Here is a 14,537-nt window from a genome sequence, read left to right on the forward strand (position 1 = left end):
TCCCCGGGAGGATTAACGATGATCGACCAAGCAGGACTGCAAGTCGCGCCAGCGCTTAGCCAGTTCATTGAAAACGAAGCGTTGCCGGGCACCGGCATCGACAAGGCCGCGTTCTGGAGCGGTTTCTCGGCCCTGGTGCACGACCTGGCGCCGCGCAACCGCGAGCTGCTCGCGGAACGCGACCGCCTGCAGCAGGAACTCGACACCTGGCACCGCGCGCACCCCGGCCCGGTGCGCGACCACGCCGTGTATCGCGCATTCCTCGAACAAATCGGCTACCTCGTGCCGGTCCCGTCGAACGTCGCGGCAGCCACCGCGAACGTCGACAGCGAGATCGCGACGCAGGCCGGCCCGCAGCTCGTCGTGCCGCTGTCGAACGCGCGTTATGCGCTGAACGCCGCGAACGCTCGCTGGGGCAGCCTGTACGACGCGCTGTACGGCACCGACGCACTGCCTGAAGACGGCGGCGCCGAACGCACCACGGCCTACAACCCGACGCGCGGCCAGCGCGTGATCGACTACGCGCGCAACGTGCTCGACAACGCGGCGCCGCTCGCGGGCGGCTCGCACCGCGACGCGCTGCGCTACCGCGTGCAGGACGGCCAGCTCGCCGTCGAAACCGCCAAGGGGATCGTGGGCCTCGCGCAGCCGGCGCAGTTCGTCGGCTACCAGGGCGCGGCCGACGCGCCGTCCGCGATCCTGCTGAAGCACAACGGCCTGCACATCGAGATCCAGATCGACGCATCGACGCCGATCGGCCGCGCCGATCTCGCGAACGTGAAGGACGTCGTGCTCGAAGCCGCGGTCAGCACGATCATCGACTGCGAGGATTCGGTCGCGGCGGTGGACGCCGACGACAAGGTCCAGCTCTACCGCAACTGGCTCGGCCTGATGCAGGGCACGCTGGTCGAGGAAGTCGCGAAGGGCGGCAAGACCTTCACGCGCCGCCTGAACGCCGACCGCGAGTACACGACGCCCGACGGCGGCACGCTGTCGCTGCACGGCCGCTCGCTGCTGTTCGTACGCAACGTCGGCCACCTGATGACCAACGGCGCGGTGCTCGACCGCGACGGCAACGAGATTCCGGAAGGGATCCTCGACGGCGTCGTCACGGTGCTGTGCTCGCTGCACGACCTGAAGGCGAAGCGCAACTCGCGCACCGGCTCGATCTACATCGTGAAGCCGAAGATGCACGGCCCGGTCGAAGTCGCATTCGCCGATACGCTGTTCGCGCGCATCGAGGATCTGTACAACCTGCCGCGCAACACGCTGAAGATGGGCATCATGGACGAGGAGCGCCGCACCAGCGTGAACCTCGCCGCATGTATCGCCGCCGCCGCCGCGCGCGTCGCGTTCATCAACACCGGCTTCCTCGACCGCACCGGCGACGAGATGCACACCGCGATGGAAGCGGGCCCGATGATCCGCAAGGGCGACATGAAATCGTCGGCGTGGATCCAGTCGTACGAGCGGAACAACGTGCTCGCGGGCCTGTCGGCCGGCCTGCGCGGCCGCGCGCAGATCGGCAAGGGCATGTGGGCGATGCCCGACCTGATGCACGCGATGCTCGAGCAGAAGATCGCGCATCCGCGCGCCGGCGCGAACACCGCGTGGGTGCCGTCGCCGACCGCCGCGACGCTGCACGCGCTGCACTACCACCTCGTCGACGTGCAGGCCGTCCAGCAGGAACTCGAGAAGACGCCGTACGCGAGCGAACGCGACACGCTGCTCGAAGGGCTGCTGACCGTGCCGGTCGTCGAGCGCGCCGCGTGGAGCGAAGCCGAGATCCTGAGCGAAGTCGAGAACAACGCGCAGGGCATCCTCGGCTACGTCGTGCGCTGGGTCGAACAGGGCGTCGGCTGCTCGAAGGTGCCGGACATCCACGACGTCGGCCTGATGGAAGACCGCGCGACGCTGCGCATTTCGAGCCAGCACATCGCGAACTGGCTGCGCCACGGCGTGATCACCGAGGCATTCGTGCTCGACGTGTTCAAGCGGATGGCGCGCGTCGTCGACCAGCAGAACGCCGGCGACCCGAACTATCGCCCGATGGCGCCCGGCTACGACCAGTCGACCGCGTTCAAGGCCGCGTGCGCGCTCGCGCTGCAGGGCACGTCGCAGCCGAGCGGTTATACCGAGCCGCTGCTGCACCGGTTCCGGCTCGCGTTCAAGGCGCAACAGCACGGCGGATAAGCACGGCCGTGCCGCGGGTTTCCGGCGTGCCGGCAGCCCGTACGCCGGGCTTCACGAAACGGGCGGCCGCAACGGCCGCCCGTTTTCATTTTCGCGTTCGCCCGGCTGCTGAAACGAATAATCGGCGCATATCGACGCCTTCATTTTTTTCGCTCGCCTGCCGTTAACCCGATGGGAATCGGCGGCCGTGTACCGCGGTTTCGCCGCTCATGCCGTACAGCCTTGCGCTGGAACGCTTTGCCGGATATTCGCAAGCCCGGGAATTCACTGAAATTTGATCCGGATCAACGGCCCGCAACATTTTCCGCGCGCGGGAACGCGCGCGTTATACTCCGTTGAATTCGCACTGCCCGATTCCTCGGATCGTTGAATCGGCGTAGATGTCACCAGTAAATGCTCGATTTACCGGTATATCTGGCCGCGATTCCCGGTAATCAGTGTCCATTTTCTCGCCGGCCGGCAGGAAGGCGTCGAATGGACGCGTGGCGGATCGCCGCCGCCACGTCATACGAACAATCGCATCGGCCCGCCGCCCGGCGGCAATGCCCATCGATCCACGGACCATGGCAGAAACCGATTACGCAGTGCCCAGCGAATCCGGCCTGACGAGCCGTGTCGCCGCACATCTGCGCCGGTTCCTGCTGCCGCACCTGATCTTCTATACCGGGCTGCTGATCGCGCTGCTCCTGCTGTCCCTGTGCGGGATCGTGCTGTACGAAGGCCGCATCGACGCGCGCGACCGCTCGATCTCGATGCAGCAGAATCTCGCGCTGATGGCGTCGTGGGACATCGAGCGCAACATCGAGATCTATTCGCTGTCGCTGCAGGCCGTCGTCGAAGGCGAGAACGACCCGGATGTCGTCAAGCTGCCGATGCCGCTGCGCCGCCAGGTGCTGTTCGACCGTGCGACGACGGCCAAGTACCTCGGCGGCATCTATGTGCTCGACGCGAAGGGCGACATCGCGGTCGACGGCAAGAGCGACGTGCCGCGCAAGGCCAACTTCGGCAACGAGCCGTACTTCACGACGCACCGCGACCATCCCGACGTCGGCCTGTACGTCAGCCCCCCGTATCATTCGCGCTTGCGCGGCGGCTCGCCGAGCATCGCGCTCAGCCGGCGGATCACGGGGCCCGACGGCTCGTTCGGCGGCGTCGCCGTGATGTCGATCCGGCTCGAATATTTCCAGAACCTGTTCTCGCGGCTGTCGCTCGGCGATCGCGGCTCGATCGCGCTGATCAACACCGACGGCAAGATGGTCGCGCGCGAGCCGTACGACCCGAAGATCGTCGGCCGCGACATCAGCCACGCCAGCACGTTCCGGCGGTTCATGACCGCCAACGAAGGCAGCTTCGCCGATACCGCGTCGATCGACGGCGTGCGCCGCCTCTACGTGTTCCGGCATCTCGAGCACCTGCCGCTCATCATCATGGTCGCGCGCTCGGAAGCGGATACCTACGCCGCGTGGTACGACCGTGCGATTCCGATCGGCTCGGCGATGGTTGCGCTCGCGATCGGCTTCGTCGGCCTGTCGCTGCTGCTCGACGTGCAGCTGCGCAAGCGCCACCGCGCGGAAACCGAACTGCAGGCGCTCGCGCGCACCGACGGCCTCACGGGCCTCGACAACCGCCGCATGCTCGACGTCACGCTCGCACGCGAATGGCGCCGGGCCGCGCGCTCGCAGCACGCGCTGTCGCTGCTGTTCATCGACGTCGACTACTTCAAGCGCTACAACGACACCCAAGGGCACCAGGCCGGCGACGACGCGCTCGCCGCGGTCGGCCACTGCATCGCCGGCTGCCTGCGCCGCCCGGCCGATTACGCGGCGCGCTACGGCGGCGAGGAGTTCGTCGTCGTGCTGCCCGACGTCGATACGGACGGCGCGGCGTCGATCGCCGAGACGATCCGCACCGGCATCCTCGATCTCGGCATCCGTCACGACGCCGGGGCAACCGGCCGCCTGACGGTGAGCATCGGCGTGACGACGAGCTATCCGGAACACGACGACGACATGCAGGCCGCGCTGAAGCTGGCCGACGACGCGCTGTATCGCGCGAAGGAAGGCGGGCGCAACCGCATCGTCGTGCACGCGGCCCCCTCCGGCGGCCTCGCGGCGCGGCGGGCCTGACCGGGCCTGACCGGGCCTGACCGGGCCGCCGCCGGGCGACGGCAGGGCAGCTGGCCGGCCACTGTCGCCGCCCGCGCGCAAAATCGCCGACAATGTCGCCTCGACACGCCGCCGCGCGGCTGCCTGGCCCGGCCGGCCCGCGCGGGTGCGCGGCCGCTTCGCACCACCATGAGACTCAAGGCAAAGATCTTCCTTCTGGCCATCGTGCCGTTCCTGCTCGCGATCGCCGGCATCGGTTTCGGCGTGCGCCAGCAGGCGACGTCCCTCGCGCGCACGCAGCACGCGACGATCCAGGCCGCGTACATGTCGAGCAAGGAGGTCGAGCTCAAGCACTACGTCGAGCTCGCGACGAGCGCGATCATGCCGCTCTACGACGCGAGCGGCCGCAACGCGCGCGACGACGCGCTGCTGCGTACGCAGGCGCTCGCGATGCTGCAGAAGATGGATTTCGGCCCGGACGGTTACTTCTTCGTGTACGACCTGCACGGCAATTCCCTGATGCATCCGCGCGAGCCCGAGCGGGTCGGCCACAACTACTGGTCGATGCGCGACCCGCAGGGCGCGCTGACGATCCAGAAGCTGATCGGCGCGGCGTCGAGCGGCGGCGGCTATGTGCGCTACGCGTGGCAGCGGCCGTCGACGGGCCGCGTCGCGCCGAAGCTGGGCTACGTCATCGCGCTCGAACGCTGGGGCTGGATGGTCGGCACCGGCATCTATCTCGACGATGTCGACACCGCGCTGCAGCGCATCGACGCGCGCGCGTCCGCGAACATCGAGCGCACGATGAGCTGGCTCACCGCGATCGCGCTCACGGGTGCCGCCGCGATCGCCGTGTGCGCGCTGGTGCTGAACGTCAGCGAGTCGCGCAGCGCCGACGCGAAGCTCAAGCTGCTTGCGCAGCGCGTCGTCGAATCGCAGGAGCAGGAGCGGGCGCGGCTGTCACGCGAGCTGCATGACGGGATCAGCCAGATGATGGTATCGGCGAAGCTGATGCTCGAATCCGCGCTCGCGCGCTTCGAACGCGGCACCGCGCGCATGCCCGAGGCCGAGCAGGCGCTGACATCGGGCGTCGTGCGGCTCGGCGACACGCTGCGTGAAGTGCGGCGCATCTCGCATGCGCTGCGCCCCGCGATGCTCGACGATCTCGGCCTCGCGGCGGCGCTCGAGCAGCTGGTGCGCGAGCTCGGCGCCGAAAGCGGCATCGACATCGGTTACACGCAGGTCGCGCACAGCGGCGCCCGGCCGCTGCCCGCGGCGGTCAACACCGCGCTGTTCCGGATCGCGCAGGAAGCGTTGAGCAACATCGTGCATCATGCGCGGGCGTCGCGCGCGGCCGTCACGCTCGACGTCGGTGCGCAATCCGTCACGCTGACCATCGCCGACAACGGCTGCGGCTTCGACGCCGAACGCTCGCAGGCCGACGTGCGCCACGGCATCGGCCTGCGCAACATGCGCGAGCGCCTCGACGCGCTCGGCGGCACGCTGACGATCACGTCGCAGGTCGGCCACACGATCGTCGCCGCGCGCGTGCCGCTGCCAGGCGCCGCGTCATGACGCGCCCCATCACAGGAGACCTTTCACGCATGAGCGCCCCCGACACCGCCCGGCCCGTCGCCCGACTGCTGCTCGTCGACGATCACCCGCTCGTGCGCGACGGCTTGCGGATGCGGCTCGAAGCGGCCGACCTGTCCGTGGTCGGCGAAGCCGGCAACGCCGACGAGGCGCTCGCGCTCGCCGCGTCGCTCGAACCCGATCTCGCGCTGATGGACATCGGCATGAACGGCATGAACGGCATCACGCTCGCGGGCGTGTTTCACGAACGCTTTCCGGGCATCCGCGTGCTGATGCTGTCGATGCACGACAACGTCGAATACGTGACGCAGGCCGTGCGTGCCGGCGCGAGCGGCTACCTGCTGAAGGATTCGCCCGCGAGCGAGATCGTGCGCGCGATCGGCACGGTGCTGGCGGGCCAGACGTTCTTCAGCGAAGGGCTCGCCGCGCGGATGATCCACGCGAGCACGACCGCGTCGCCGCTCGACCGGCTCACGCCGCGCGAACGCGACATCCTCGACGCGCTGGCTGAAGGGCTGTCGAGCAAGCAGATCGCGCAGCAGACAGGGCTGTCGGTGCGCACGGTCGAGACGCACCGGCTCAACCTGAAGCGCAAGCTGGAGATCGAGGGGCAGGCCGAGCTGATCAAGTTCGCGGTCGAGCATCGGCGAAGGTAGGTCGGCGCCGCGATCTGCTGCAAAAGGCTCGGCCGGCCGGCAAGGCATATCAATCCGACCGTGAAGACGTCATACACGCCGCCGTCGCGCCCCCCGATTGCTTCTTCGTTTCACGCCGCATCATCAGCATCACAGCAACACCCACACTGAGGATTCCGGAACACAGGACCGCGATCGAAAAACCGTGCGCCATCGCATCCCGATACGCGCCAAGCAGCGCCGGCTGTCCCGCTGCAAACACATGCTCCATCACCGCCTGCCGCGCCAGCGTATCCGCTTGCGCGCTGCCGGCCGCTTGCATCGCGGCCGTCATCCGGTGCAGCGCACCGACGCTCATCATGCTGCCGAGCACCGCGATGCCCATGCTCATCCCCGTCTGGCGCAACGCGTTCATCGTCGCCGACGCCATGCCCGCACGCTCGGCCGGCGCGAGTTCCATCACGGTCATGCCGGTCGCGGGCACCGCGAGCCCCATGCCGACCCCGAGCACCGCCAGCGCGATGCCGACGGGCACATACGGCGTTCCCGCACCGAAGCCCGCCATGACCGCGAGCATCGCGCCGACCAGGCCATACCCGGCCACCATCAGCGCGTGCAACGGAATGCGCGCCGCGATGCGCCCGAACAGCATCGACGTGATCGCCGTCATCACGAACTGCGGCATCAGTTGCCAGCCGGCGGCGGCGGGCGTGCGGCCCTGCGCCTGCTGCAGGAACAGCGACAGGAAGAACAGGCTGCTGTACCCCGAGAACCCGAGCACGAACGACGCGAGATTGGCGCGCACCAGTCGCCGGTCGCGAAACAGCCAGACCGGCAGCAGCGGCCGCTCGACGCGCGTTTCGACACGCACGAACACGACGAACGCCACCGCGGCGCCCGCGAGCGGCGCGAGCACCTTCACGTGCGACGCGCCGGCTTCGCCGATGCCGATCAGCCCGTACGTGAGCAACCCGAGCCAGGCCACGCTCAGCGCCTGGCCGAGCGGATCGAACGCCGCGTGCTGCGGATGCCGGCGCTCCGGAATGCCCCACGCGCCGAGCAGCACGGTCACGATGCCGATCGGCACGTTGACGAGGAAGATGTCCTGCCATCCGCCATGCTCGACGAGCAGCCCCCCCACCAGCGGCCCGAGGATCAGCGCGAGTGCGCTGAACGCGGACCATCCGCCGATCGCGCGGGCGCGCTCGCGCGCATCGGGAAACGCATGCGTGAGGATCGGCATCGCGCCCGGTATCAGCAACGCGCCGGCGAGCCCCTGGATCGCGCGCCCGATCAACAGCGGCTCGAGCCGGCTCGCGCATGCGCAGACCACCGACCCGGCCGTGAACAGAACCACGCTGGCGAGCCACACGCGCTTGTGTCCGTAGCGATCGCCGAGCGGGCCGGCCGACAGCATGAACGCCGACAACGCGAGCGCGTACGCGTTGACGACCCACTGAAGGCCACCGATGTCGGTATCGAGCGCCGTCTGCAGCGTCGGCAACGCGACGTTGACGATGCTGATGTCGAGCGTGGCGAGAAAGGTGCCGAGACAGGCGGCCAGGACGAGTGCGGCGCGACGGTAGCGAGGCATGGCGGTCGGCCCTTCACGGGCACGAAGATGAGAATGATTCGCATCATATATACCGACTGACCGTCGGTCAATGGATTGCGTTGGCCGTGAACGGGGCGCTGGCCTAAACTGCGGGCTTTGCACGAACGGGCGTCGAGCCGCGCGATGACGGACAGGACAAAGGCAGGAATCACGACAGGAAAGGACGACGCGCCGGCGGGCAAGCTGCCGCGCACAAAGCCGGCGGAAGTGCGCCTCGAGGAGCTGATGGCCGCGGCCGAGAGGCTGTTCCTCGCGCAGGGCGTGGAAGCGACGACCATCAGCGAGATCGTCGAGCACGCGCAGGTGGCGAAGGGCACGTTCTACCACTACTTCGAATCGAAATCCGACATGCTCGCCGCGCTCGCGCAGCGCTACACGGCGTCGTTCCTCGACCGTTTGCAGCACGCCGTGGACGCGTGCGACGCCGACGACTGGCTCGCGCGCCTGCGCGCGTGGATCCGCACCAACATCGAAACCTACGCGGCGACCTACCGCACGCACGACATCGTCTACGCGAATCACCATCACCACGATCGCGCGAATGCCGACAAGAACGCGATCCTCGAACAGCTCGGCGAGATTCTCGACGGCGGCGCACGGGCCGGCACCTGGCGGCTCGCGCACCCACAGGTCACCGCGCTGCTGATCTATGCGGGCGTGCACGGCGCGACCGACCACATCATCGCGGCGCCGGAAACGGATCGCACCGCGTTCGTCGACGCGGTGGTCGACGATTGCCTGCGGATGCTCGGCGTCGGCACCTGACGCACGGCAACGCATCAGGCACCCGAAGGCGAATGCCGTTCAGTCACGCTGAACGGCATTTTTCATTGGTGCCATCGCAAAGTGACAATTGTTCATCTTACGAATTGTTGACGCCAGTAGGATTCGTTCTGTCCAAGTGTAACCAAGCCGAAAACATAATATTCGGCCGTGTGATGCCTTTTCGGGTCGCCGTTGGATGTCGCGTCGCGCTGTCAACGGATATCGCGTCGGCGTCGTATCACCATCCAGATCGATTCTTTCTGAAACCAAAACATGCAAACCAAACTCATCACCGCCGTGTTGTTCGTGGCTGCAGCCACTGCGTCGCAAATCGCATCCGCAGCCGACGGCACAATCACGTTCAACGGCAGCGTTACCGCGCAAACCTGCACGATCAACGGCAACGGCAGCGGCTCGAACAACTTCAATGTGCCGCTGCAATCGGTGGCGACCAGCGCGCTGGCCGCCGCAGGCCAGTGGGCCAACCGCACGCCCTTCAACATCGCGCTGACGGCCTGCACGCCGGCGTCGGGCAACGTCCACACCTACTTCGAACCGGGCCCGACGGTCGACACCGCCACCGGCAACCTGATCCTGGCCGCCGGCGGCGCGACCAACGTCGAGATCCAGCTGCTGAACGGCGACGGCACCTATTCGCCTATCAAGATCGGCGCAGCTGACGCCTCGCAAAACTCGAAGTCAGTCGCAATCAGCTCGACCGGCACCGCCACGCTGAACTACTACGCGCAGTACTTCGCAACCGGCGCTGCAACGGCAGGCGCGGCGACGTCGAGCGTGATGTACTCGCTCGTTTATCAGTAACCAATCACTTAGTTATACATAGCAAGATCGGGCGGAGCGGCACGACGTCGCACCGCCCCTCGTGCTCGCTACCTGCATCGATCTCCATCATGAAGCTTCGAAATACACTCCGGCGCGCGATCGCCACCGCATGCGCCGCATGGCTCGGCAACCTGGCAACGCCCGCCGATGCATCGGTGGTGATCGGTGGCACGCGCGTAATCTATGCCGCGAGCGAATCCGAGGTCACGCTCAAGCTGTCGAACGCCGGCCAGTCGCCCGCGCTCGTGCAGTCGTGGGTCGATACAGGTGACGTGCGCGGCGCGCCGTCCACGACCAAGGTGCCCTTCACCGTCACGCCGCCGATCTCGCGGATCGATCCGTCCAAATCGCAGACGCTGCGCATCGTCTACACCGGCGAACCCATGCCGCACGATCACGAGTCGGTGTTCTGGCTCAACGTGCTCGAGGTGCCGCCCAAGCCGAGCGCGGCGGACGCGGACATGAACCGTATCCAGCTCGCATTCCGTTCGCGCATCAAGCTGTTCTATCGTCCGGAAAAACTCGCGGGTTCATCGGCCGATGCGCCGGCGCAGCTCACCTGGCGGCTCACACAGGCCGACGGCAAGCCGGCCATCGAGGCGCACAACCCGACGCCGTTCCATGTGTCGCTGACCACGATCAGCGTGCAGTCGGGCGGACGCAGCGCAATCTTCGACGATGGCGGCATGGTCGGGCCGGGCGAGACGCGCGCCTTCCCGCTGAAAGGCGATGTGCCCGGCTCGGCCGGCGCCAGCGTGCGTTACACGACGCTGAACGACTACGGCGGCTCGGTCATCGGCGAGACGCCATTGCGGTCAGACACCGCCGCACCGTCGCGATGATGCGCGACTGACTCTCTTCCATTGCGCGAGGCGCGGGTAGCGCGCCACGTCCTTTCCACAGCAAGACCAAGCATGCCCGCCCGGGCAGGGCGGAGGCTTGCTCACGCTCGGGTGCCTATCGTGATCCAACGTCTTTCGAGTTTGCCGCCATTCGTGCGCTGGCGCCCGCGCCCGTGCTTCCTGCTCGCGCTGTCGGTGTTCGCGTCGACGGGCACGATGGCGCAGACCACAAGCGCCACACAGGTGGCGGAAGTCCAGTTCGACGACCTGTTCCTGCAGCGCCCGGGCGGCACGCGGGTGGACGTCAGTCGCTTCGAAAAAGGCAATGCCGCGGCGCCGGGTTCGTATCGCGCCGACCTGTACGTCAACACGAACTGGATCGGTCGTACCGCGATCACGCTGCGCCAGGTGGGCGACAGCCGAAACAACGTCCAGCCCTGCTTCGATCGCGAGCTGCTGCAGCAGGTCGGGGTGGATCTCGCGAAGCTGTCGCCCGAAGCGACGCTCATGTTGACGGACTCGAACCATGCCTGCGCGACGATCGGCATGCTGGTGCCGGACGCCGTCGCCACTTTCGACAATGGCGAGCAGCGGCTCGACGTCAGCATCCCGCAGGCCTCGTTGAGCCGCGCGGCGCGCGGCTACGTGGATCCGCGCTACTGGGACGAGGGCGTGCCGGCTGCGCTGCTGTCGTACAACGGCAACCTCTACCGCGCCGACAACCAGGGCGCCTCGTCGACCCAGGCCTACCTGGGCCTGACCGCCGGCCTGAACGTCGGGCCCTGGCGCTTCCGCCACAACGGCAACACCACCTACGACACGCACGGCGGCACGCACTACCAGAGCGTGCAGACCAGCCTGCAGCGCTCGATCGCGCGCCTGAAGGCGCAGCTCGTGATCGGCGACGCGTTCACCGACGGCACGATGTTCGACAGCGTGGGCTTTCGCGGCGTGCGGATCGCCAGCGACGAGCGCATGTATCCGGAATCGCAACGCGGCTATGCGCCGACCATCCACGGCATCGCCAACAGCAATGCGCTGGTGCAGGTGCGCCAGAACGGCAACATCGTCTACAGCGCCAACGTCGCGACCGGCCCGTTCGAGATCGACGATCTCTATGCGACCGGTTATGGCGGCGACCTCGACGTCATCGTGACCGAAGCCGACGGCAGCATCCACACCTTCAAGGTGCCGTATGCGTCGGCCGTCAGTTCGCTGCGGCCCGGCATCACGCGTTTCAGCGTGACGGCCGGCCAGTACCGCAGTCCGCTGCTGTCGAGCAAGCCCGCGCTGTTCCAGGCGACCATACAGCACGGTTTCACCAACCTGATCACCGGCTACGGCGGCATGACGGCCGCGCCCGGCTACCTGGCAGGCCTGGCCGGCGTCGCACTCAACACCGGGCTGGGCTCGTTCGCGCTGGACATCACGCAGGCCAACACCGATCTGCCCGGCCTGGGCACGCGCCACGGCCAGAGCGTGAAGCTCTCGTACAGCAAGCTGATCAGTCCGACCAATACCAATATCGCGGTGGCCGCCTATCGTTATTCGAGCAGCGGTTACCTGGGCCTGCAGGACGCCATGCAGTTGCGCAGCCAGCAGACCGGCGGCGTGAACGGCCTGCTGTCGGGCGGCGTGCGTCGCGGTCAGTTCCAGGTCATGCTGAACCAGGGCCTGCCGGAAGGCTGGGGCTCGTTCTACCTGTCCGGCTCGACCGTCAATTACTGGAATCGCAGCGGCAACGACACGCAGTTCCAGGCCGGCTACAGCAACAATTTCCGGCGCATCAACTACGGCGTGTCGGTCGCGCGCCAATTCGACGCGACGCAAAACCGCTGGGACAACCGCTTCATGCTGAACGTGTCGATCCCGCTGAACCTCGGCTCGCGCACGTTGTACTCGTCGACCAGCCTGCAACACGACAGCCATGGCGCAACCCTGGTCCAGCAGTCGCTGACCGGCTCGCTCGGCATCGACAACGCGCTCAGCTATGGCGTGAACGTCGGTCATACCCGCGGCAGCGGCACCGGGGCGACCGCCAACGTCGGCGGCAACGTGTCCTACATGTCGCCGTATGCGACCTTGTCGGGCAACGCTTCGAAGGGCACCGGCTTTACGCAGTACGGCGGCGGCATCTCGGGCGGTATGGTGGCCTATGCCGGCGGCGTGGCCTTTGCGCCGACCATGGGCGAGACGATGGCGATCGTCGAGGCCAAGGACGCAAACGGCGCACGCGTGACGGCCGGCAGCGGCCTGCGCATCGATCGGTTCGGTCATGCACTGGTGTCGACCCTGACGCCGTTCTCGACCAACGAGGTGGAAATCGATCCGAAGGGCGTACCGATGAGCGTCGAGCTCAAATCCAGCGCGCAGCACGTCGCGCCGACCGCGGGTGCGGTGGTGCGGCTGAAGTACGAGACCGAGGGCGGCGGACGCGCGGTAATCATGCGCGCGCGCATGGCCGATGGTGAGCCGGTTCCGTTCGGCGCGGAGGTGAGCGATACGGCGGGGCAGAACGTCGGCACCGTCGCGCAGGATGGCCGCGTCGTGCTGCGCGGCGTGAAGACGGATACCGGCACGCTGAAGGTGAAGTGGGGCGACACGGCCGCCGAGGGTTGTTCGCTATCCTACACGCTTGCGCCGGCGAGCAACACGAGCCGGCAACGGTGGACCGATACGGAAGCGGTATGTACGAAATGAGCGCTGCTGATGAAATGAGCCTGGGAGAGGTCATGAAACGAAACGAAAATTCGACCGCGAAGCGCCGGCAGGCGAAGTCGGCGCGCGGCTGGGGCCGCATGGTGTTCTGGCTGCTCGCGCTGGTAGCGTTGATGCTTGGTCCGGGTTCGCGTGCCGCGCTCGCGCAGAGCGCCAGTTGCACGGGCACGGCACAGACGGTGACGATCTCGATGCCGGCTTCGGTGACGATCCCGCGCGACGCAGCGATCGGTACGGTGCTGACGACCTGGGCCAGTACTCCGGCCACCACCAACTTCTATAGTTGCCTCGTGTCGGGTTCTGCATTCTCGGGTATGGCCTTCGAAGCGCTGTCGATGACCAAGGCCGGCATGACGGTGGCCGGGCCGAATGGTGTGGCCTATACGGTCTGGAATACCAATGTGCCGGGCGTCGGTGTCGCGATCGGCGTGCGTTCCTATGCGAACGGTTGTGGATGGCAGCCATGGGACGATCTCGGCACGCCGAGGCCGCCGCTACCCAGCCCTTGGGCTGGGTGGGCCTGTAACCAAAACGGTACGAACAGTTTGGTCACCAACGGCGGCCAGGTTCAGGTGGCGCTGGTCAAGACCGGCGCCATCACGGCGGGCACGGTGACGGGCGGCGTGCTGTTCGAGGGAGCTCCCTCGACGGGGGGAGCAAACATCAACGGCCCGTTTGCGGTCTCCGCTTCGAGCCACGTGTCGTATTCGCTGACCTCGACCATCGTCAATGTCGCGGCGTGCACCACGCCGAACGTGACGGTCAACATGGGCTCGCCCATGCAGTCGGAATTCACGGGCATCGGCTCGACCAACAAACAGGCCGTCTCGCTCAACGTGGCGGTCAACGCCTGCCCGACAGGCCTGAACTCGATCCAGTACCAGTTCATCCCGGTCAATGCCGTCCTCGACAGCACCAACGGCGTGCTGGCGCTGTCGAGCGGTTCGACGGCCACCGGTATCGGCCTGCAACTGAAGGACGGCAACGGCAACGCGCTGAAATACAACACGCAGTACACGCTGACGAGCTACAGCAAATCGACCGGCGGCTCCTACACGATCCCGCTCACCGCCAGGTACTACCAGACGGCCGCGAAGGTAACAGCCGGCAGCGCAAACGCCGTGCTGACCTTCACCATGACGTATCAGTAGGCCGCGCACAGCGAGCCTCGATGTGTGCGAAGGCGGTGTGGACTTGCGCGTGCACGCCCCAGGGTAAATAAACAAGG

Annotated in this window: 10 protein-coding genes; 9 read left to right on the top strand and 1 reads right to left on the bottom strand. The window is 67.1% G+C overall.

The annotated features are described in order from the left end of the window. The first annotated feature begins 18 nt into the window (after positions 1 to 18). The 4 genes from APZ15_RS24705 to APZ15_RS24720 all read left to right on the top strand — a co-directional run bounded on the left by APZ15_RS24705 (position 19) and on the right by APZ15_RS24720 (position 6,547). Positions 19 to 2,193: a malate synthase G gene (locus tag APZ15_RS24705; protein ID WP_027790221.1), complete on the top strand. Its 2,175-nt coding sequence runs from the start codon at positions 19 to 21 to the stop codon at positions 2,191 to 2,193. 563 nt (positions 2,194 to 2,756) lie between these two features. Beyond that, positions 2,757 to 4,319: a sensor domain-containing diguanylate cyclase gene (locus tag APZ15_RS24710; protein ID WP_027790220.1), complete on the top strand. Its 1,563-nt coding sequence runs from the start codon at positions 2,757 to 2,759 to the stop codon at positions 4,317 to 4,319. A gap of 168 nt (positions 4,320 to 4,487) precedes the next feature. Continuing rightward, positions 4,488 to 5,873, top strand: coding sequence for a cache domain-containing protein (locus APZ15_RS24715; RefSeq protein WP_027790219.1), 1,386 nt, complete (start codon positions 4,488 to 4,490; stop codon positions 5,871 to 5,873). A 29-nt stretch (positions 5,874 to 5,902) separates the two neighbouring features. Next, entirely contained in the window at positions 5,903 to 6,547 is a 645-nt protein-coding gene (locus tag APZ15_RS24720; protein WP_027790218.1) for a response regulator, read from the top strand. Between the two features lie 49 nt (positions 6,548 to 6,596). On the opposite strand, the gene APZ15_RS24725 is transcribed toward APZ15_RS24720, so the two are convergent. After that, on the bottom strand, positions 6,597 to 8,120 hold the full coding sequence (locus APZ15_RS24725; RefSeq protein WP_027790217.1) for an MFS transporter: 1,524 nt from the start codon (positions 8,118 to 8,120) through the stop codon (positions 6,597 to 6,599). A gap of 144 nt (positions 8,121 to 8,264) precedes the next feature. On the opposite strand from APZ15_RS24725, the gene APZ15_RS24730 reads away from it, so the two are divergent. The 5 genes from APZ15_RS24730 (at position 8,265) to APZ15_RS24750 (ending at position 14,460) form a co-directional block, all read left to right on the top strand. Then, entirely contained in the window at positions 8,265 to 8,906 is a 642-nt protein-coding gene (locus APZ15_RS24730; RefSeq protein WP_027790216.1) for a TetR/AcrR family transcriptional regulator, read from the top strand. A 273-nt stretch (positions 8,907 to 9,179) separates the two neighbouring features. Beyond that, positions 9,180 to 9,728 (top strand): fimbrial protein, encoded by a 549-nt coding sequence (locus tag APZ15_RS24735; protein ID WP_027790215.1) that lies wholly within the window; start codon positions 9,180 to 9,182, stop codon positions 9,726 to 9,728. A gap of 89 nt (positions 9,729 to 9,817) precedes the next feature. Next, positions 9,818 to 10,591: a fimbria/pilus periplasmic chaperone gene (locus APZ15_RS24740; protein ID WP_027790214.1), complete on the top strand. Its 774-nt coding sequence runs from the start codon at positions 9,818 to 9,820 to the stop codon at positions 10,589 to 10,591. A 120-nt stretch (positions 10,592 to 10,711) separates the two neighbouring features. Further along, positions 10,712 to 13,291, top strand: coding sequence for a fimbria/pilus outer membrane usher protein (locus APZ15_RS24745; protein ID WP_455768393.1), 2,580 nt, complete (start codon positions 10,712 to 10,714; stop codon positions 13,289 to 13,291). Then, on the top strand, positions 13,279 to 14,460 hold the full coding sequence (locus APZ15_RS24750) for a fimbrial protein (protein WP_027790212.1): 1,182 nt from the start codon (positions 13,279 to 13,281) through the stop codon (positions 14,458 to 14,460). Before APZ15_RS24745 ends, APZ15_RS24750 begins: the two co-directional genes overlap by 13 nt. The last annotated feature ends 77 nt before the right edge of the window (positions 14,461 to 14,537 follow it).

The organism is Burkholderia cepacia ATCC 25416 (assembly GCF_001411495.1).
GTDB lineage: Bacteria > Pseudomonadota > Gammaproteobacteria > Burkholderiales > Burkholderiaceae > Burkholderia > Burkholderia cepacia.

What these genes read in the sequence shown, in the direction of transcription:
- APZ15_RS24705 (WP_027790221.1), top strand. Translation starts at nt 19, where the DNA reads ATGATCGACCAAGCAGGACTGCAAGTCGCGCCAGCGCTTAGCCAGTTC.
- APZ15_RS24710 (WP_027790220.1), top strand. Translation starts at nt 2,757, where the DNA reads ATGGCAGAAACCGATTACGCAGTGCCCAGCGAATCCGGCCTGACGAGC.
- APZ15_RS24715 (WP_027790219.1), top strand. Translation starts at nt 4,488, where the DNA reads ATGAGACTCAAGGCAAAGATCTTCCTTCTGGCCATCGTGCCGTTCCTG.
- APZ15_RS24720 (WP_027790218.1), top strand. Translation starts at nt 5,903, where the DNA reads ATGAGCGCCCCCGACACCGCCCGGCCCGTCGCCCGACTGCTGCTCGTC.
- APZ15_RS24725 (WP_027790217.1), bottom strand. Translation starts at nt 8,120, where the DNA reads ATGCCTCGCTACCGTCGCGCCGCACTCGTCCTGGCCGCCTGTCTCGGC.
- APZ15_RS24730 (WP_027790216.1), top strand. Translation starts at nt 8,265, where the DNA reads ATGACGGACAGGACAAAGGCAGGAATCACGACAGGAAAGGACGACGCG.
- APZ15_RS24735 (WP_027790215.1), top strand. Translation starts at nt 9,180, where the DNA reads ATGCAAACCAAACTCATCACCGCCGTGTTGTTCGTGGCTGCAGCCACT.
- APZ15_RS24740 (WP_027790214.1), top strand. Translation starts at nt 9,818, where the DNA reads ATGAAGCTTCGAAATACACTCCGGCGCGCGATCGCCACCGCATGCGCC.
- APZ15_RS24750 (WP_027790212.1), top strand. Translation starts at nt 13,279, where the DNA reads ATGTACGAAATGAGCGCTGCTGATGAAATGAGCCTGGGAGAGGTCATG.